This is a genomic window from Ligilactobacillus agilis (assembly GCF_025311475.1).
GTDB lineage: Bacteria > Bacillota > Bacilli > Lactobacillales > Lactobacillaceae > Ligilactobacillus > Ligilactobacillus agilis.
Window position 1 is genome coordinate 981,857 of sequence record NZ_CP104397.1, and the last position, 19,435, is coordinate 1,001,291.

The window sequence follows — 19,435 nt, forward strand, 5'->3', positions numbered from 1 at the left end:
TAATCAGATGGCAGCAGATAGTACAGTTAATATTGATGTTGTTTTAGGTGGTAAGGATAAGTTCATTTCTGATACTAAGGAAATTAATGATATTGTAAAAAGTATCGGAAAAGATGCAGGAAATGAATTAGAAAAAGATTTATCTGATAATTTAGATAAATCCAAGGATAAAGCAAAGCAAACGCATAATGATATTGAAAAAGAATTTAATACTCCTATCAAGACTAAATTTGATGCCGATGACACACCTTTGAAACGTAAGACTGAGGAAGTCGAAACTAAATTACGTAAAGTGCCCAAAGAAGTTATTACTAAGATAACAGCAGACGCAAAGGAACAAGGAATTGATAACTTCGGTAAGCTTTTAAGAAAATTACCTAAGCAAGTTAGAACAGAGTTATTGGCCTCAGCACAAAAAGGTGAAGTTATTAACTATGAAGAACTACTACGTAAGGTGCCAACCAAGATTGTTACTCATGTAAAGTTAAATGATAATGCATCGGTTGGGCTACGTTCATTGCGTAGAGAAGCCGATGAGACTAAGGAGAGCTTTAGTAGGTTGAAAGATATCATGATTGGCTCATTCGTAGGTGGCTTAGCCGTTTCTGGAATTCAAGCGATAAAAAATGGGCTAACTGAAGCTACTAAAGCCGGTATGGAATATAATAGGGAACAAGATACGATGCGGACTGTTTGGACCGCGTTAACTACCCAAGCTCCTGAGGATGGTAAAAAGCTTGTTGAATTTATCAATGACTTATCACAGCATTCCATTTACGCGGCTGACACTATTAACAAAATGGCTCAATCTTTCTACCATGTGCGCTCCAATGTTGAAGAAACTAAATCATGGACTAATTCATTTATTGCATTAGGATCTACAATGCATATGACTAACGAACAGTTAGCTGAAGCATCTGAGATGTTTGCAAAAATTGAGGCCGGCGGCAAAGCTAGTGCAGAAGACTTAAACGTTATGATTAATAGGTTCCCTATGTTTGGTGAAGCCATCCAAGAAGCTACAGGTAAATCAATGAAACAGCTTCTAGAATTATCTGCACATGGTAAATTAACGGCTGATGAATTCACTAAAGCAATTGATTTTTTAGGTGAAAAATATAAGTCCGGTACCGAGGAAGCCATGACATCATTTCAAGGGATGTCTATGTTTATCAAGTCTAGATGGCAAACACTCTGGGGAGAAGTGACACAAACTTCTTTTAACATGAGTAAGAAGAACTTAGAAAATATTAGGGATCTACTTTCAGACGATATGATGAAAGTATATGCTCAAGCATTAAGTGATGCATTTTCAGTTGTGTTATCTAGCGTAGCATCAGTAATAACTTTTATACATGATAATAAAGGTGAAATTATTGCGATTCTAGGTAATTTAAAACAAATTGCGACTATTATTGGCGAAACGGTATGGGATACGTTTAAAAAAGTCATTGGTGAGATAGCTGATGCTTTAGGGATAGCGCACGATAAAGGTGATGATGCGCAAAGTGTACTATCTGAAATAAATGGTATCTTAGTTAAAATAATCGAACACCAAGAAGAACTTAGAACTTTTATAAAGGTTTTAATGGGGTTATTTGTAGCTAAAAGGGCGTGGAGTATGGTCTCTGCTTTAACAAGCTACTATAAAGTTTTGAAAGATATTATAGGCTTAGGCGGATTAAGTGGACTGGCCAAAGGCATAGGTGTAGGCGCTGATAAATTATTTGGTATTCAGCGTGGTGGCCAAGAAGTAGCTGAGGCGGTTGCTAAGTCTACTGTTGAGAAAGTGGGACCAAGAACAATAGCTAATGGTGCTAGAACTGCTGCACAAGTTGGTCAACGAACAGCAGTAAGAGCAGCGGAGAAAGGTATCATTGCAAGAACAGCATCTAGAATTCCAATGGTTGGTTCTTTAATTGCTGGTGGTACTGAATTAATTGGTATCAATAAAAATAATAAGAACGAAAAAATTGGAAGAGCTGTTGGAGCAACTGGCGGTACTGCTGCCGGTGGTGCTACTGGAGCTTGGATTGGTGGAGCAATCGGTTCCATTGTTCCTGGTGCTGGAACTGCTATAGGAGCTGGTGTTGGTAGCCTGGTGGGCTCTACTGTTGGTGGAATGCTCGGTGCTAAAGGCGGTGGCTCAATTGGTAAGAACTTTACTAAAATCAAGGAAGATACAGTTAAGGTATTTGATGAACTAAAAACAAGTGTAACCAAAAAAGCGGCTGATATGGGCAAAGGAATAGCTAGTGGTTTTGAAAAAGCCGTTAGTGGGATAAGCAAGATTTTCAACAAAATTAAGAAACCTATTTTAAAAGTATTTGACTCTCTTAAAAAAGGTTTGCAGAAGACTGCTAAAGCTATTGAGGTAGTAGTGCTTGCTCCATTTGTTTTATTAAGTGCTGCAATTATAAAGACCTGGCAAAAGATAGAAAAACCAGTCATGAAAGTAGTCAAGAGTCTTAAAAAAAGTATTGAAGCAGCATGGACATCCATTTATAAAAGTACCGTCAAAGTTTGGAATGGAATTACTAAAGTAATCTCTGATGTTTGGAAACCATTGAGTAAAGCTATAAGCAAAAGTTTAAACGCTATAGAAAAGTTAGTAAGTAGCACTTGGTCTGTAATATCTAAAGTAACTAGTAAAACCTGGAATAGTATCAAAAATATTGTGCTTGATGTAGCTGAGGCGATTTGGAAACCGTTAAGCAAAGCTTTCAGTAGGATAGTTGATATTGTTGGTGACGCCTGGAGTGCTATTCTGAAACTTACTAAACGTATTTGGTCTAGTATTTTAGACAAAGTTTCAGATATCCTAAGTGGAATTTGGAAAGTTATTAAAAGTAAGTTTAACGATATTAGAGATACTGTTTCAGGAGTTTTAGATAAAATTAAATCAAAGTGGGACAACGTTTGGGATGGAATTAAGCAAAAAGTTTCGGAAGTTTGGGAAACAATCAAGGACATTGTTCACAAAGGCGTAAAGGCTATAGGCGGTTTTTGGAATACCGGTGCTAATGGATTAGAGAAAGTAGCTGGTTTCTTTGGTGCTAAAATTTCAGTACCTAAGTTCAAACAAGGTAGTTCTGGTCCAGTGGCTAGGCCAATGCTAGCAATGGTAAATGATCAAGAAGGGCCACTACATAGAGAAGCAATCTTTAGACAAAATGGCAAAGTCGAAATACCAGAAGGACGTAATGTATTAACTATGTTGCAACCAGGTGATTCAGTTATGCCTGCTAAAGAAACAGCTGAAATGTTTGGCATACCTAGATTCGAAGGTGGTTTTGGTAATTGGTTTGGTAAAGCTTGGAATTACGCATCTTCAAAAATCAGCAAATTAGAAGATATGATTGACGACAAGATTGACGCTATCACGGACGCTCTAAAGAATCCGTTGGGAACGTTGCTTAATATTTACTCAAGGGGAAAGAATACCGCTAAATCATTCTGGCATAACTTTGGTGATTCTGGAGCTAAACTAATTCCTCATTGGGGAGAAAATTGGTTCAAGAATTTACTTACGAAGTTAAAGGATAAGTTAGATGAAATTGGTGGTGATGGACATGTTAGCGCCTCACTGATTAAAAGAGCAGCCTCTAAGATGCACGTTGATGTAAGTAGCGGTGACATTGCTCGGATTATGAATGTTATTCAGCATGAATCCGGAGGTAACGCCAAAGCAATCAACTTATGGGACGTTAACGCCAAAGCTGGCCACCCTTCAAAAGGGATCTTGCAATTCATTGACAGGACTTTTAATCACTATGCCATGCCTGGACACCATAATATTTGGAAGCCATTTGACCAGCTTTTAGCGATGTTTAATGACTCTACGTGGAGACGCGACCTAACTTTAGGCGGTTGGGGGCCCACGGGTTCACGTCGATATGCTAATGGTGGTTGGGCTGATAAACCGTCCGTTTTTGGCGAAATTGACGGAGAGCCTGAAATTGCTATCAATCCTGCAAGAAGTACTGCTGATAATCATATCGTAGAAGCTATTAGGGCCAGAGCTGCTAAAAATCCTAATAGTATGAGCGCTAAGTTAAATCGGATAATCCAAACTGGGGCGATGGTTGCTCCGACTGCTAACATTAGCAACATTTCGGAAGATAATACTAGCATTGAAATTAAGGATTACTCAGATAAACTTGATAAAATCAATAAAAAGTTAGAAGATATCTTGAATAAACGACTAGTTGTAGATGGCTCAAGCTTTGCTCCGGCTTACGAAGCGTACGGAACTACATCTAGAACTAGGAGACAAACTTTTAACAAGAGAGGAGTCGCTGTCAATGCAAGCATGTGATTACGGATTTAATTTTAATGGACATCACTCAAGTGAATTTGGATTGAAAGTGTTGATGGGGAAACAAGAAACCTTGCCGGAAAAGCGTAAGGTAACAGTGACAGTCCCGTATCGCTCGGGAATAGTAGACCTTAGTGGTGCGTACGGTAATGCGGTATTTGAAGAAAGAACAGTCACATATCCGTGTAGAGTATATGTTGGAACTACTGATTTATATGCAATGCATACAGAGTTGGCAAAAATTGAAGAATGGCTCATGAGTACAAATGAAAAAACTAAACTCTATGATGATGCAATGCCGGACAGGTATTTTATGGCAGAAGTTCAAGCTGCACCGGCATTTACTCAAAATGCAGTATTTGTAGATCTTACAGTTACTTTTCAATGCGAGCCTTTTAAATACAAAGAACAATTTGATGATTTATGGGATTCTTTCAATTTCGATTTAGATGTTGCACAAGAGACGCATTATAAGGTTACTGCTGAGGCGCCATTTAAAGGGAGTTTAATCAATAGTGGAATTATCGACAGTGATTTAACATTACGTGTAAAAGGTAATTTGACGATTAAAATTAACAATCAGAATTATATCTTTGATAGGGATATGGTAAGCGTAGTTACCTTACCCGTTGGAGACAATACATTTGAAATTTCGGGAAACGGAACCTTAGATATTGATTGGATAGAAGGGATAATTTAATGGTAGCAGGAGGATATTTAGTTACTTTTAAAAGTAACTGGGATGATGGTGAGGTTGTCTTGAATAGTCCTAATGTTGGTTACAATAATAGACTTCTAGCTGCTACTGTAACTAAGGATATTTCATCGTATGATTCTTTTACATTTTCAATTCTACCTAATCATAAATACTATAATGACTTAAATATCTACAGCACATTTGTAAAGGTATATCGCCCGGTCGAAAATGATAAGCTAATTTTTGAAGGGAGAATTATCAATATTAGCGATAGTATGGATGAATCGGGTGTTTTAACTAAAGAAGTTACATGTGAGGGGCTAGAGGGCTTTCTACATGATAGCATGCAGTCGTTTGGTGAATATCACAACTTATCACCTAAAGACTTTTTGCAGAAGCTGATAGATAGGCACAATGCTCAAGTTGATTCTTTTAAGAAAATAGCGTTAGGGAGTGTGAATGTTACAAATTCTACTGATAATGTTTATAGGTATACAGAAGATGATAAAGATACTTACGACACTATCCAAGATAAATTAGTTAGTAGGTTAGGTGGGGAAATAAAACTTCGTCACCAGGATGGGCAGTTATTTTTAGATTACGTTCAGAGATTCGGCCGCCATTCTACACAGGAAATAACTTTGGCAAAAAATTTATTATCGTTAACTCGAAACGTAAGCGTAGAAGAGTTTTGGACTGTTCTAAAACCCCTAGGCGCGAGCATCGATAGGGATAATCCTAATGGAGATTATACTGATGCCAATACCGCGATTCCTAGAATAACAATCAAAGATGTAAATAATGGTAATGAATTTATCAGAGATGAAGAAATGGTCAAAGAATTTGGAGTTATCATTAAACAAAAGACCTGGGATGACGTAACTGATCCTGGAAATTTATTATCAAAGGGGCAGAATGAGGTACAAAATCATTCTGCTTTTTCTTTGCAATTACAAGTTTCATATGTCGATTTAGCATACGTAAACCCAGAAAAATTTGTAACACTAAATTGCGGTGATGACGTTCGAGTTAGAAGCATTATTCAAGGAATAGATTTCAATCAACGAATTGCTAGCATGACGATTAACTTGTTGGATTTAGCAAGTAGTTCAATCACGTTGGCACCACAGTCATTGAATGTCACTTCTTATGATGCAATTCTTCAGAAACAAGCCTTAGCTGATAAAGATATGATTAAGCACCTTGAATATGCTAATAGACAGAATAAAACTGTGATAAGCACCTTGAAGAATGACATCAACAAATTAATTGAAGAAAACAATCAGCTAAGGCGTGATGCTTTAGTCCGCCAAGGGTCAGGGCAGACGGTGGCCAGTGGACCTACTGAACCAGTCAATGGAGATTGGGGACCAGTTATCAAGCATGCGGCACGATTGATGAATGTCAACATTGATGATAGTGGTGTGAATTTAGTTAAAGCTCAAATTAACCTTGAGTCAAGCGGAAATGAAAAGGCGTTAGGTGGAGATGACGGACTATCAGACGGTAGAGCGTCCGGACTATTGCAGTTTAAACCTAGAACATTCAATTATTACGCTTTAAATGGTCATAAAGACATTTGGAAAGGATTTGAACAATTACTGGCATTCTTTAACATACCAAATGCCTTATCACAAATAACAGGTACTCATGGTTGGAGTCCATCAGGCTCGCCACGTTATACAGACGTTCCTAATAAGGAAGTCAGTGGTGGAGCTAAGAAACTACAGGATACAGCACGTAAGTATTTAGGTGTTCCTTACGTTTGGGGCGGGAATCGTCCTATTGGTTCAAGCCCAATGAGCGGAATGGACTGCTCAAGTTTCGTTGCGCAAGTTTACAAGGACTTAGGCATAGGCATTCCTGATTATGCAGTAACTACATCACTTGAATCAATGGGACACGAAATACCCCGCGCGCAAGTTCAGGCGGGGGATATGGGCTTTTACGGTTCGCACGGTGCAAGTTATCACATCACGCTTGCTTTAGATAACAAAAAAATGATTTACGAACCTGCACCAGGCCAATCGTGCATGGAGCAGGATATAGACGCTTATCCACCCACATGGTGGGTAAGAAACGACCAAATGGCACGAATAGTTGCCGGTGGATAGACTTTTTGGAAGTCTATTTTTTATACATTTTTTAGAAAGGAAAATAAAAAATGACTAATTACTCAAATTCGCGTTGGAAAGAGCGTGGTTCTTTTGATAAGGATATCTTGCATTCATATCAAGATATTGTAGATGCTATTCGAACAGCACCTTACGGGATTGATACACGTGAGGCGATGGCTCAAATGTTAATGTTCTTGTACTCAACCATTCAATCAATAGGTGATAGCTTTAATATCGATATGTCACCAACAGATACATTTGCCACTTTAGAAAAGCTTAGAGAAAAGTACCCTAATGGTCAACAAGGTGTGTTTGTGGTGCAAGATACGGGGCACTGGTATTTTTGGTCAGAACTTGATGATCTTTGGAAAGATGGCGGTGTATATCAATCAGTTGGCATTAGTAATGATTTACAAAAGATTGTTGATCATGGTTATAAATCTAATATGGTGACGATTAATGCAAAGAATTATACGGTAGCTTTACCAGATTTAAATGATGCTGAGATTAATAGTGTATATAGATTAGACTTTGACGCAGGAACAACTGAGCTGCCGTATCATGTCCCAATAAAACAGTGGCCTGATTACTTTAATAATGCTATTTTAATTGTGACTGAACAGCCACATGCACAGATTATGTATATTGCTAATGATGTATTTGTACGATACGTTGGTCGTGATTATGCGTGGACAGATTGGTATAGTGTTAGCGGATTTAATACAGGAAATATTACGATTAATTCGACAGATGATTTAGCAGACCTAAATAATTTAATGGTTGGGAAAATGGTGTCTGTATCAACAGCTGCTGCAAAGACTGTAGCTAATACACCAACTGATAAAAAATTTAATGTAATTACATTTGCTTCACGTATTTTTGGTGAATACGAGCATAGTCAATTAGCTTACGATATATATAATAATTGGTACGTTCGCTCACAAGATAGTGCTAATAATTGGAGCGATTGGACTAAATTATCATCTGAACTAGCTATTGATGCCGTTCGTGAAGAATATTTTTCTAAGTACGAAAATCAAAATGTAATTTGGCAAAGAAAAAATAATAAAAACGTTGTGATGGATACGTGGATTGATGATAAAAACGAAGTGCAAAAGTATAATGGATGGTGCTATACAAATTATTACACACCGGTTAGGCCAAATACCAACTATCTTTTTATAGCCAAAGACTCAACTAATCTGAATTATCAGGTAGTTGGGTTAGATTCAGTTTATATCTGTTTGTATGATGAAAACGGGAAATTCATCAAACAAATTTATACTAAAACAACTTCTAATGGTAAATTTAATACGGGGGAAGCTTATTATCTAAGATGGTCTATGTCTTATAAACAATATAACGACCAGCAGTATCCATCCTTAATCAAAGGAGAGGTATTACCCAAAATTTTATTGCCATTAACGCCGTCGGATTATTCAGATAGTACACTTTTGGCAACTGCGCAAAGTGATTACGAGTTAGTTCCGACCCAAAATATTTACAAAATGAATAGTTTGCCATTGTATTTGTATTCCGATAATTTGGTTAGAAATTCTGTTGAAAATGTTCAAGTATACTTATACGATAACCTCAGCAATACTATTAAACGAAATGCCATGGAAAACGGCTGGGTAATACCAGCTAACCAAGGAAACGAAGTATTGCAATATAATAATGAATTTTACGGTATAAAAGGAAAGTCACCTAATTCATATTGGCATTATGACAATGATGTTTTCACTAAAAAGACTACCATTCGTGAATATGGATTACCAGATGCTTACGGAGATGGGCAAAACGTTAATGTGTTGATTATTGGTGATAGTTTAACAAATGCAAATGTATATGTTGATAGAGTTGGAGAATTAGCAGCTAAAGATACACATACCACTATCACCTTACTCGGGACTCGTGGCGAAACTTACAAGCATGAAGGACGTGGCGGTTGGAGTGCAGCATATTATTGTACCAAAACAAACTTCAACACATACGATAATCCATTTTTAAATCAGTCAGGAAAATTCAGTTTTGAATATTACGCTGCTAAAAATAATATTACAAAATTGGACGTAGTTTTTATTAATTTGGGCACAAACGATGTAAATTATAATGATGTGACATCAGACCCTGAGTTCGCAAAAGATTTAGAGTATTATCAACAAATGATTGATTCTATTAAGCAGACATTTCCTAATGTAAAAATCGTACTAGGCTCAACGATTACTCCTGCTAGATACAAAGGAGCTAATGTGCATATTAAAACTAGACGTCAAGAATGGAATGACAAAATTCTTAACTTATGCTTGACCAAAGGCTATTACTACATGCCGTGGTGGTTAGTTGTTGATCCTATCAACGATTTTAAATATGAAGAAGTTCAAATTGACGAATACAATGCAGCAACGATTAAGAAAGTAGCTGACAATACTCATCCAGCAGATTCTGGATATAAAAAAATGGGTGATTTGGTCTATGCAATGATTAAGAAGGTAGCTGAAGACATTAGGACAGGAAAATAAGTTTAAGCGGTGGGTGGGAGGTAGAATTTCTTCTGAAAATAGAGTATATAAATCAAGGAAGTGACTATATGCATACATTGCTAGGATATTCATGGGCGGAAATAGCGTCAATTTTGGCAGTTATTTCCGTCCTTTTTAGTTCGGTGTACTGGTTGATAAATCATGGTAGCAAGGCTTTCAACAAGAATATAAACTCAGCATTAAAGCCCTTTTCTGAACAGTTAAGAACTTTAAATGCTAACATTCAAAAACTTAATGCTAGCTTTGATAAGCAGCAAGCAAATTTTGAACGTTTAGAAAAGAGAGTTGATGAGCATGATAGAAGACTTGATAGGCATCATGAAAAAATTAATGCGTTATTTGGGAAAAGGGGACGATGATAAATGAAAAAGGTATTTTTAGATAAAGAAGGTAAGTTGAATCGAAAAACAGTTACTTCTTTGGTGTTGCTGCTAATCGTTTTAGTTCAGCAGCTGTGTGCGATTTTTAATCTTAAATTCACAGGTGATCCATCGCGGATTATGGACTTGGTTAATACTTTGCTGACCATCGGCGGTATCCTAGGTCTAGTCGATGGCGTAACTGTTGACACGGAAACAGTCAAGTCTATTGACAAGACTGCGAACGAGGCTTTAAAACTCGCGTCTCAGCACCAAGGGAAAGGTGGTAAGCATGATTAAATTAAATAGAAAGTGGCTCTTAAGTCTAACCATTTTGGTTGGGCTTTTTTTAATGCCAGTAACAGTGAATGCTGCTAGATATTATGGGGTTGATGGTTCTAGGTATCAAGGCAACACTCTAAAAAAAGTAACGCCTGAAGATAGCTTTGCTATTTCTCAAATTGGAGGTTACTATAATGGAACATTTATTCCACAAGGAACTTATCAATCACAAGTGGCAAGTGGGATTGCAATGGGTTTGCGGATGCACACATATATCTATATGGAAACCGGTGCTAATCAGAATCAAACAAAGGCGATGCTTGATTACTACTTGCCTAAAGTACAAACACCTAAGCAAAGTATTGTTGCTTTAGATTATGAAAGTGGTGCTAGTGCTGATAGGGAGGCTAACACAAATAATGTGCTGTATGGGTTGCGTAGAGTTAAAGAAGCTGGTTATACTCCAGTGCTTTACTCATACAAGCCTTATATCTTATCTCACTTAAATCGTCAACGTATTACGGCTGAATTTCCTAACTGTTTATGGGTAGCAGCATATCGTGACTACTCTGTAATGACTAGACCTGATTACAATTATTTCCCATCCATGCCCGGGATTAACATGTGGCAATTCACTTCTACTGCGATTGTTGGGGGATATGACTACAACGTTGACTTGCTAGGTATTACCTTGAATGGGTATAAGAACGGCAACGTTGAACATCCTAAGAGTGAAACAAAAGCGATTGAGCAAGGCCAAAAAGCTGATAACACTCCTAAGAGTGCTATTCAAGTTGGCAACACTGTTCGTGTTAAGTTTGGTGTAAAACGCTGGGCCAACGGTGTTGGTATGCCAAGTTGGGTACAAAGTAATACTTACAAGGTGCAAGAGGTATCAGGTAGTAAACTATTGTTAGGTGGCATTATGTCATGGATTAATGCTAGCGATGTAGAAATTATTAGTGTAGCCAATAGTAATCCAAGCGTTACAGGTACTATTTACTATGTAGTAAAATCTGGTGATACTTTAGGTGGGATTGCTAGTCGCTATGGAACAACTTGGCAAATGTTACAAGCGTTGAACGGTTTGAGCAATCCTAATTGGATTTATCCAGGACAACGTTTGAAAGTAACAGGTAGCGTATCTAGTCAACGAACTTACATCGTGCGCTACGGTGATACTTTAAGTGGTATTGCTGCTAAGTTAGGCACTAGCGTTTATAACCTGCAAAGTAAGAACGGAATTCGTAATGCCAACTTAATCTTTGTAGGTCAAACATTACACTACTAATAATATTTATTGCTCACTTCCTGCGTGATATGCGGGAGGTGGGCTTATTTTTTTGCAATTTAATAGATTGAACAAGTAATTGCATAAAAAATGAATGTTTAAACAAAAATACCCCTACCGTTTTGGCAGAGGTGTTTTGACCCAAAATTGACCTAATAATTTTGTACTCTAACAAACATTAATGAACTTTTGACTTTTAAAAATTGCCTTTAATCAGCTTAAAAATAGCTTAATAATTCTAGTTGAAATACCAGTGCGATTTTTAGCTAATAAATAATTAAGACTTTAAGTGGGGTACATTTTGTGAACCCACTTTTTTAGTGTTTAGTGGAAAGAAAGATTTACATGATTTCGCGTGAGCAATTTAGGCTGTTAACCGCCCTAGAAAAAAATGGCCCAATCAAGGCGGATAAAATAACCGCTCCAAGTGTAGCTGAGCTATTAGCTGGGAGATTGTTAGTTAAGCAGGATGATTTATTTGAAATAAGTCCGATTGGAATTGAAAAACTCGAACCTTATCAAGTTAAGCAGGCTATTATTATGGCAGCCGGCTTTGGTTCCCGGATGTTACCAGCCACCAAGGATACTCCTAAGCCCTTGGTAGAGGTTAACGGTAAGCGAATTATTGAGACCTTGCTAGACGCTTTGGTTGCCGCAGAGATTAAAGATATTACCATCATCGTTGGCTACCAGCGGCAACAGTTTAAGAGCTTGTTAGCAAACTATCCCTTTTTAAAGTTTGTTACCAATGATGATTACGTCAACTGCAATAATATTTCTTCAATGATGAAGGTCTTAGACCGCTTAGATCGGGGGACTTATATTTGTGAAGCGGACCTATATGTAACTAACCCAGCCATAATCAGCAAGTATCAGTACGACAGTAACATCCTCGGCTATTATTGCCAAGAAACGACTGACTGGTGCTTTAAGCTCCAAGCTGGTTACGTGACTGATTACCGGCAAGGCAATACGGATCGTTACAATGAATACGGAATTTCTTACTGGACAAAAGAAGACTGTGCCCAGTTAAGGCAGGACTTACCTGCGGTTTACGCTCAGCCAGAGGGTTCCCAGCAATTTTGGTAATCAGTCCCCTTGAAGTGGTGTCAGGCAAACTATCAAGTTCGCCTTAGGGAGTGTCAAAAAGAAGACATTGTGGAAATTGACAGCTACCAGGAATTACTCCAAATTAGACAAAAGCAGGTGAGCTAATGTAGGTAACAATTATTGGGGTGGGCAACGTCGGCACGCAACTGGCGGTTCATTACGCCAGTCGGGGAGCCACGGTCAAAATTTATAGTTCTAAGCCCCAACTCTTTAAAAAGGAACTACAAATTATTGATAACGCGGGGACTATCTTAGCTAAGGGCAGTCCTCAGTTGGTGACGGATTCACTAGCAGCAGCCGTTAGTGGTAGTGAGCTGATTTTAATAACCGTGCCAGCTTTTTTGGTGGCCAGGCTTGCTAACTAATTCCCCAGCTAAAGGCCGGCATGAAGGTGGGGTTAATTCCCAGCAGTGGCGGTGGGAAGCTGGCCTTTAAGGAAGCTTTAGCCAAGGGCGTAGTAATCTTTGGCTTACAACGAATTCCTAGCGTCGCCCGGTTGAAGTAATATGGGCACATTGTAGTTGCCAGTGGCTACCGACCTAGCCTTCACTTAGCTTCCTTGCCCCAACAAGCAAGTGTTGACTGTTGTTGCTTAATTAGTTGGGGATTAGGGATGCCCTGCTATCCGCTTGCTTCTTACCTAAACCTAACTTTAACGCCTTCTAACCCCATCTTACATACCAGTCGCCTGTATCGGCTTTTTAAGGATTATCGACCAGGTAAAGTTTACAAGCACTTGCCACTTTTTTATGAAGACTGGGATGACGAAACGACTAGATTATTATTTAAATGCGATGCCGAGGTCCAGGAATTATGTCAGCACTTAAGTGAGTTTGATTTAAGTGGGATAAGGTCTCTCAAGGAACACTATGGTCAAGTAGAAGTGGCGGCATTTAGTGCCAAAATCCGCTCGATTGCTAGTTTCAAAGGGCTAAAAACCCCGGGGCTAGAAACGGCTGGCGGTTACCTGCCGGATTTTTCTTCCCGTTACTTTAGTGCTGACTTTGCCTTTGGGCTCAAGCTAATCTTACAGGTTGGAAACTTAGCGCAAGTGGCGCTACCAACTTGCCAAATGTTAATGACTTGGTATGAGTCCTTACCACTCAAACACCAGGAAGTGTCCTGTGCGCGCTATGGGCTTAACACGCGGGCCGATTTGGTGGCTTTTTACGGTCAATAGCGTTGGTTTGAAAAATTAGTGTATTAATGCACAAATTCGGTGTCAGTGTAAACTTAGGTTTATTCTCTTGCTTAGGCTGAAAAGCAACTGCTTTACGTCCATCTGTAATAAAAAAACAGCCTCGAATTGAATTCAAGCTCAATTCGAGGCTGTTTTTATGGCTTATTTTAAATCGTGGTTGGTAAACTTGCTTACGTTACCGATGCTTTGACCGTTAACAAGGTTGGCCTTGAAGCTGACGTGATCGCCGCTTCTGAGTAGGTTAGCCTTTGCGAAGTCGTCGGTATCAATCGTGTAGACTACCGTGCTATTTTGTAAGGTAAACATTACCTTATTTTTATTGGATACAATGGCCACCCGGTCGATGGTCCCCGTAAGCCGCTTTAACTTACTCTCTGGTGTATTAGTCGCCTTAGTGCCGCTATTTACTAAGGCCTGCCTGAAGTCATCGAGGGCACTGATTGGCGAAGTCCCCGTACCGTAGATAGATTGATCTTCGGCGTCGAGGTAATAGTAGCCCCTAATTGCATAGGTTTTGTCCAGGATGGTCATAATCCAAGTAGGGCGGCCGTCGATGTTATATAAAATCGGCATGTTAGCAGTCCATTGTTGGGCCTTATAATTTTGGTTGGCATTACTCTTGGCTCCAGAACTATCCATGATGCCATTAGCCTTATAGTAGGTTAACTGGCCGGTCCGGGCGTTAACCATGGAGTAGCCAAGGGCAGAATCGGATTTGGTATTTGGGTTAGTAAAGTCGGTGAAATAACTAATTGTCCCGTTGGCGTTAAAGATGGAGGTGACCCCATCTTCCGGGCCGTTATTAGTTGGCTCTTTCATATCAGTTTTACCTAGGAACTGATTCCAAAAACCGTGCTGGTAGCTGCCGTAGTTATTATTTAACTCGGCGGCTACGTCTGAGGTAATGCCTTCGTCAACGAATTTTGGTAAGTTAGATAGCTTGTAGGTCTTAGTTGTACCCGTAACGGCGTTCATCACAATTACCCGGAGCTTCTGATAATTAATCCGGTGGCTTAAAAAGGCTGACTTATAAACGGTTTCCACCCAGTAAGGGTTACCGTCGTTGTCGATTTCTAGCTGCGCCCCACCGTCACCGAGTTTTAACCACTGGGGGTTATTGCGGTAGAGTTTTCTTTCGGTATCCCGGCCAAAGTAGGCACTGGTGGTGTATTTATAAGGTTTATGGATGAATTTTGGGGTGGCGTTTTGACTAGTGGCGTCAATCATAAAGTAGCCCGGAATCGTCTTAGCCTTAAGCATGGCAAAGAAGCCTTGGTATTCAACAGGTACGATGTAAACCGCCTTACCGTGGAGGTATTGCGCCTGAACAGTCCCCGCAATTTTATAATACTGACTATTAGGCAGGTCGGAAACCGATTTTCTCACCCGGTTAAGAACAGTCTTAGGAGCTAAGGCAATTGGAGTCTCTCCCCGCTTGAAGGTCGGCGCCTGCTTAGAGCTGACTTGTTTAACTGAAATCGAGTCATAAGTAGGTTTGACCGACAGGATGGAATGCAACTCGCCACCAGCCGCAATTAAGAGGCTGAGTGCGACCAGGCTAGCTGGCAAAGTGGTGGCAACCCAATTCTTTACTTGCTGATCAGCTGTAACTTTGCCGCTAATAGAAGTTAACATTAAGTAGATTCCGCCCCAAACGGCGTTGCCTAATAGGAGCGACAGCAAGTTTCTGGATGGTAGCAGGAAGTAGACTAAAGTAAATACTACTAACATTTCTAGTAGCAACAAAACTAGTGAGGCTAGTAGTTGCTTTTGATTTTCCCAAAACAGTGCTCTACATATAAAAATGATAATGGCCAGGCTACTGTACATTAAGGTCATGGCTAACATGAGGATAAGCCCCCTTTAATAAATTATTTAGTTAATTATAGCATAATTTTAAAATAAACAGCCCAACTTCGATAACAATCAAAGTCGGGCTGAGTAATAGGTTAGAACTTACAACATTTACATCATTTCAATCAATGGTTAGCTAATTTTTAATACTATTTTCCAAATTTCAGAATTTTGCCTAAGTTGTCAATCTAGGGTACTTAAAGTCTCATTTTTTAGTTGGTTAATTTGTTCAATCAACTCGATACTAGCAAGGTCAAGGTAATCGTAATAGCGGTAATAGTCAGCTTCTAAAGCCAGGATAGCCGCTAACTTATCTTTAGTCGTTAGGGTTGTTAGCAATTCTAAGCGCCTGTTGAAGTCGGTTCTTAATTCTTGAGCTTGTTTTTCCGTACCAAGAATTCCTTTAGTTTGGCCCAATCTTTCCAGTTGTAACTCAGTAGCTGTTAGTTCAAAGAGGTGGCCGTCACGGTTGAGCTTAGCCTTTAGGGCAGCCAAGCTAGCAGCATCAAAGTTAAAATCGGGTCCTAAGATTAAACTAGAAATATAGGGAAGCTGATTTAAAGTATCCCACTGTTGGGGGAGCAAGTTATAAGTTTGCTGGTTAGTACTAGCAATCGTTTGCTTTTGATTAGTTGTTAGGTGAAAAAAGAGGTTTCGGTTGTTGAAGGTGTGGGCGATTTGACTCAACAAGGCGTCGAATTTATGGCTATTAGCCACAATAATTTGCGGACTGGGTGAGGAGCGCAGGTAGCTAAAGTATTGTGTTATTAGCCTTTTGGCTAAACTAAATTCAGTTAGCGCTTTAAGTTGTTGACGCAAATACTCCAAACCTTGCTGATAAAGCTTATCTTGTTCCACCCTTCCTAAAGGAGAATAAGATTGACTGTAATATTCAAAGCGGTAGTAATCTAAGTTAGTTATTGTCATTTAAGTTACCTCGAACTTTTAATAGGGTTTCTAAGCGGCTGACTTGCTGTTCATAGCTTAATTCAGCTTGAACGTAGGCCCGGTTTAGTGTAAAAGCTTGTTGGCATAACTTGGAGTCAGACATTGCCTGTTTTAATTCAGCGGATAAGGCTACTAAATCATCATGATCAAAGCTAGCCCCGGCTTCAGGTGCAAAGGTATCTTGCCATGCATCAATCTTAGAGGTGATCAGGTAGCAGCCGTTTCGGAGGGCTTCTGCGACCACGTTAGGACTACCGCCTTCAAGATAAGAGGCGGTTACAAAGATTTTTGCTTTGGCATAGTAGTCTTCTAAAAGTTTTTTATCGGTAATCGGCCCAGTCAATAGTAGTTGCTTTTCTAAGTGAGGATTTAACCGGTAATAGTGTTCAACTAAGGATTTAATGGCTGGTTCATAAGTTCCAATCAAAATTAAGCGCCAATCCGGAAATGACGGTGCTAATTGGGCAAAGGTCGTAATTAGTGCGGGGGTATTTTTTCTGCCCGTTTCTTGGCGCCCAACGTTTACAATGAGTTCTTCTTTGGAGTTAAAAGTAAGGTGGTGATTGAAGTCGACATCCCGGCTACCGTTTCTGAAGAGGTCGATGGGCCGGCGCCATTTTTTGGCAAGGTAGTTTTGCATGGCAACTCCTTCGCAGGTGATAATGTCACAGTGGTGAATCAAGTAATCATACTGAGGATTATCAAGATTGATTAGATTATCTACCCAGTAACTATTAGCATCCGCCTTTAAAATAATCTTACCTTGGTAATGCTCCTTAAAATATTTTACAACCGGATAGTAGGTGGCGTACATGCCAAATAAGAAGAGGACATCAATCTCGTGGGGATAATTTTTAAGGTAGTCAACTAGGTAATCGGCCCACTGTTCTTTAGGACAAGTAGGTGCAATATCGAATCTAAGCCCGGGTAATTGATTAAGGTAGGTAAATTCTTCTTTTTGGGCAGTCATCACGGTGACATCATAGCCTAGGTGGGTCATAAAAGTATAAGGAATTAAGACGCAATCTTTTAGGAGCTGCTCATTGCGGTAGGCCACGTAAGGGCAAAGTGCGACTAAATTTTTCATATGGAATCTCCCTCGTAATATGCTTTCTAAAATATATATCGGTTATTATGGGTTTTTGTTTAAATTTTATTTTTTTTAGCCGATAAAATAATATAGAGATTAAAGAAGAAGAGGTGGAAAAATTCGATGCGAGTATCAGTTTGTATTATTGCTAATCAGTTACGGGGGGTAAAAAAGTGTCTAGATTCGGTGGTAAAGTGGGGGACAGAAATAGTGTTAGTAAATACTAACCCTAGCTTGACAGCTTTGAAGTTATTAGCTGACCAGTACCAGTGTAGCTATTACACTTACGACTGGAATGATGACTTTGCTGCAGCCAGGAATTTTGCGGCTAGCCAAGCTCAGTACGACTGGATTATGACACTGGATAGTGATGAATACCTACTGACGGGGTCACCCTTACCGTTTTTCATGGAAAATGATTTAAGTAAGACCGTGGGCACGGTAGCGCGAACAAGTTTTACTAGTAGTGATGAGCAAACGGGAGTCAGCCATGAAATTGAGGCTAGGTTATATTCACGGAAATATTTTAAGTATCAAGGACTAGTTCATGAGCAATTAGTCTTAAGAACGGCTACCCCGATAGAGATTGATTATGTTTCAAGTAGGATTGGGCTGGGGCACACTGGTTATCACAATCCGCTAGTGCTAGCGGCTAAATCATATCGCAATGAACAGTTATTAAAAAAAGAATTACTTACCAAACCTAAAGATGCCTACATTTACTATCAGTTAGGACGAAGTTATCTAGTGAGAAAGGAGTATGAGTTAGCCCTAGCGGCTTTTAAGAAGTCCTTAGCTAACCAAGTTCAAGCTAAAACTTATAGTTTAGACTGCTTGAAGGGTTTATTGACCACTTATCAAGCGTTAAAGTTGAATAATAACTTAGTAGCCGCTGCCAAGGCTTACCGGTCCTTGTATGAAGGTGATGGTGATAGCTTTTACTTTATTGCAGGCCTCTTTAGCCTAGCTGGCTTGTATAATCAAGCTGCTAGTTATTATGAAACCTGTCTGAGTTTGAATAACTCCCAATTTGCTGAGCGTAGGGCGGATGGTTATCAAATCTGGTTGAAGTTGGGGGAGGCTTATAGGAAGGCCAAAGCAATTGAACAAGCCGAGTACTGTTACCAACGTGCCAGTGATAAGATGGATGTAGACACCCTAATGCTGACAGGTAATAGCTATTTCAAGCAGGCTAACTATGAGCAGGCCAGCATGTTTTACCTTGCGGCTCTAAAACATGATCCCCAGGGCCTAACCTTACTAGAACTAGTTTGCCAGCTCTGTTTGACCTATTTGAAGGTTAAAAATTATGATCAGGCTTTAAAGGCCGCCTTAATCTTTAAGGATGAACTCAATGGTCAAGCGGACTATTTATTTACGCTCGGTAATATTTACCTGGCACAAGGAAAATTTGAGGCGGCGCTAGAAAACTATCGGCTGACGGTTTTACGGGGTAATTCACGGGACGAAGGCATTAATAGTTGGTTATCTTACTACAACCAAGGGGTAATTTATGAGTACCAAAACAAATTAGGCCTAGCACAAAAAGCTTACCAAAAGTGTCGCAACTATGAACCGGCCAAAAAACGCCTGCAAAATTTGTACCCGACTAAGAAAGGATAAAA

At 39.3% G+C, this 19,435-nt stretch carries 14 protein-coding genes; 11 read left to right on the forward strand and 3 right to left on the reverse strand.

Going from position 1 to position 19,435, the window contains the following annotated elements:
- The first annotated feature begins 7 nt into the window (after positions 1-7).
- The 10 genes from N4597_RS04955 to N4597_RS05000 all read left to right on the forward strand — a co-directional run bounded on the left by N4597_RS04955 (position 8) and on the right by N4597_RS05000 (position 13,897).
- Entirely contained in the window at positions 8-4,318 is a 4,311-nt protein-coding gene (locus tag N4597_RS04955; protein WP_260905029.1) for a tape measure protein, read from the forward strand.
- Positions 4,305-5,018 carry a distal tail protein Dit gene (locus N4597_RS04960; protein ID WP_260905031.1) on the forward strand — a complete coding sequence of 238 codons (714 nt, stop codon included), beginning with the start codon at positions 4,305-4,307 and terminating at the stop codon, positions 5,016-5,018. Before N4597_RS04955 ends, N4597_RS04960 begins: the two co-directional genes overlap by 14 nt.
- Positions 5,018-7,129 (forward strand): phage tail spike protein, encoded by a 2,112-nt coding sequence (locus N4597_RS04965; RefSeq protein WP_260905033.1) that lies wholly within the window; start codon positions 5,018-5,020, stop codon positions 7,127-7,129. Before N4597_RS04960 ends, N4597_RS04965 begins: the two co-directional genes overlap by 1 nt.
- Before the next feature lie 50 nt (positions 7,130-7,179).
- Positions 7,180-9,654: an SGNH/GDSL hydrolase family protein gene (locus tag N4597_RS04970; protein WP_260905036.1), complete on the forward strand. Its 2,475-nt coding sequence runs from the start codon at positions 7,180-7,182 to the stop codon at positions 9,652-9,654.
- A 68-nt stretch (positions 9,655-9,722) separates the two neighbouring features.
- The gene (locus N4597_RS04975; protein ID WP_260905038.1) at positions 9,723-10,034 is read left to right on the forward strand and encodes a hypothetical protein; all 312 of its coding nucleotides are present in this window, start codon (positions 9,723-9,725) and stop codon (positions 10,032-10,034) included.
- 3 nt (positions 10,035-10,037) lie between these two features.
- Positions 10,038-10,334, forward strand: a complete 297-nt coding sequence (locus N4597_RS04980; protein WP_260905040.1) for a hypothetical protein — start codon at positions 10,038-10,040, stop codon at positions 10,332-10,334.
- Positions 10,327-11,607: a LysM peptidoglycan-binding domain-containing protein gene (locus tag N4597_RS04985; protein WP_260905043.1), complete on the forward strand. Its 1,281-nt coding sequence runs from the start codon at positions 10,327-10,329 to the stop codon at positions 11,605-11,607. Before N4597_RS04980 ends, N4597_RS04985 begins: the two co-directional genes overlap by 8 nt.
- Positions 11,608-11,952: 345 nt before the next feature.
- A complete protein-coding gene (locus tag N4597_RS04990) occupies positions 11,953-12,696 on the forward strand; it encodes an NTP transferase domain-containing protein (RefSeq protein ID WP_260905045.1) in 744 nt (247 codons plus the stop codon).
- A gap of 140 nt (positions 12,697-12,836) precedes the next feature.
- Positions 12,837-13,082, forward strand: coding sequence for a Rossmann-fold NAD(P)-binding domain-containing protein (locus tag N4597_RS04995; RefSeq protein WP_313958055.1), 246 nt, complete (start codon positions 12,837-12,839; stop codon positions 13,080-13,082).
- A 248-nt stretch (positions 13,083-13,330) separates the two neighbouring features.
- Complete coding sequence (locus N4597_RS05000; protein WP_172579419.1) at positions 13,331-13,897, forward strand: NAD/NADP octopine/nopaline dehydrogenase family protein; 567 nt, start codon at positions 13,331-13,333, stop codon at positions 13,895-13,897.
- A gap of 162 nt (positions 13,898-14,059) precedes the next feature.
- Here the strand turns inward: N4597_RS05000 and N4597_RS05005 are convergent, their stop codons facing one another.
- The 3 genes from N4597_RS05005 to N4597_RS05015 all read right to left on the reverse strand — a co-directional run bounded on the left by N4597_RS05005 (position 14,060) and on the right by N4597_RS05015 (position 17,807).
- Positions 14,060-15,766, reverse strand: a complete 1,707-nt coding sequence (locus N4597_RS05005; protein WP_260905050.1) for a hypothetical protein — start codon at positions 15,764-15,766, stop codon at positions 14,060-14,062.
- A gap of 189 nt (positions 15,767-15,955) precedes the next feature.
- Entirely contained in the window at positions 15,956-16,699 is a 744-nt protein-coding gene (locus N4597_RS05010) for a hypothetical protein (RefSeq protein ID WP_172576993.1), read from the reverse strand.
- Positions 16,686-17,807 carry a glycosyltransferase family 4 protein gene (locus N4597_RS05015; RefSeq protein WP_172579417.1) on the reverse strand — a complete coding sequence of 374 codons (1,122 nt, stop codon included), beginning with the start codon at positions 17,805-17,807 and terminating at the stop codon, positions 16,686-16,688. Before N4597_RS05015 ends, N4597_RS05010 begins: the two co-directional genes overlap by 14 nt.
- Positions 17,808-17,933: 126 nt before the next feature.
- Here N4597_RS05015 and N4597_RS05020 point away from each other — a divergent pair, with 126 nt between their 5' ends.
- A complete protein-coding gene (locus N4597_RS05020; protein ID WP_172579416.1) occupies positions 17,934-19,433 on the forward strand; it encodes a glycosyltransferase in 1,500 nt (499 codons plus the stop codon).
- Positions 19,434-19,435 lie beyond the last annotated feature (2 nt).

Bases quoted from the DNA above. Each gene is read 5' to 3' on its own strand.
- N4597_RS04955 (WP_260905029.1), top strand. From the start codon at position 8: ATGGCAGCAGATAGTACAGTTAATATTGATGTTGTTTTAGGTGGTAAG.
- N4597_RS04960 (WP_260905031.1), top strand. From the start codon at position 4,305: ATGCAAGCATGTGATTACGGATTTAATTTTAATGGACATCACTCAAGT.
- N4597_RS04965 (WP_260905033.1), top strand. From the start codon at position 5,018: ATGGTAGCAGGAGGATATTTAGTTACTTTTAAAAGTAACTGGGATGAT.
- N4597_RS04970 (WP_260905036.1), top strand. From the start codon at position 7,180: ATGACTAATTACTCAAATTCGCGTTGGAAAGAGCGTGGTTCTTTTGAT.
- N4597_RS04975 (WP_260905038.1), top strand. From the start codon at position 9,723: ATGCATACATTGCTAGGATATTCATGGGCGGAAATAGCGTCAATTTTG.
- N4597_RS04980 (WP_260905040.1), top strand. From the start codon at position 10,038: ATGAAAAAGGTATTTTTAGATAAAGAAGGTAAGTTGAATCGAAAAACA.
- N4597_RS04985 (WP_260905043.1), top strand. From the start codon at position 10,327: ATGATTAAATTAAATAGAAAGTGGCTCTTAAGTCTAACCATTTTGGTT.
- N4597_RS04990 (WP_260905045.1), top strand. From the start codon at position 11,953: ATGATTTCGCGTGAGCAATTTAGGCTGTTAACCGCCCTAGAAAAAAAT.
- N4597_RS05000 (WP_172579419.1), top strand. From the start codon at position 13,331: ATGCCCTGCTATCCGCTTGCTTCTTACCTAAACCTAACTTTAACGCCT.
- N4597_RS05005 (WP_260905050.1), bottom strand. From the start codon at position 15,766: ATGTTAGCCATGACCTTAATGTACAGTAGCCTGGCCATTATCATTTTT.
- N4597_RS05010 (WP_172576993.1), bottom strand. From the start codon at position 16,699: ATGACAATAACTAACTTAGATTACTACCGCTTTGAATATTACAGTCAA.
- N4597_RS05015 (WP_172579417.1), bottom strand. From the start codon at position 17,807: ATGAAAAATTTAGTCGCACTTTGCCCTTACGTGGCCTACCGCAATGAG.
- N4597_RS05020 (WP_172579416.1), top strand. From the start codon at position 17,934: ATGCGAGTATCAGTTTGTATTATTGCTAATCAGTTACGGGGGGTAAAA.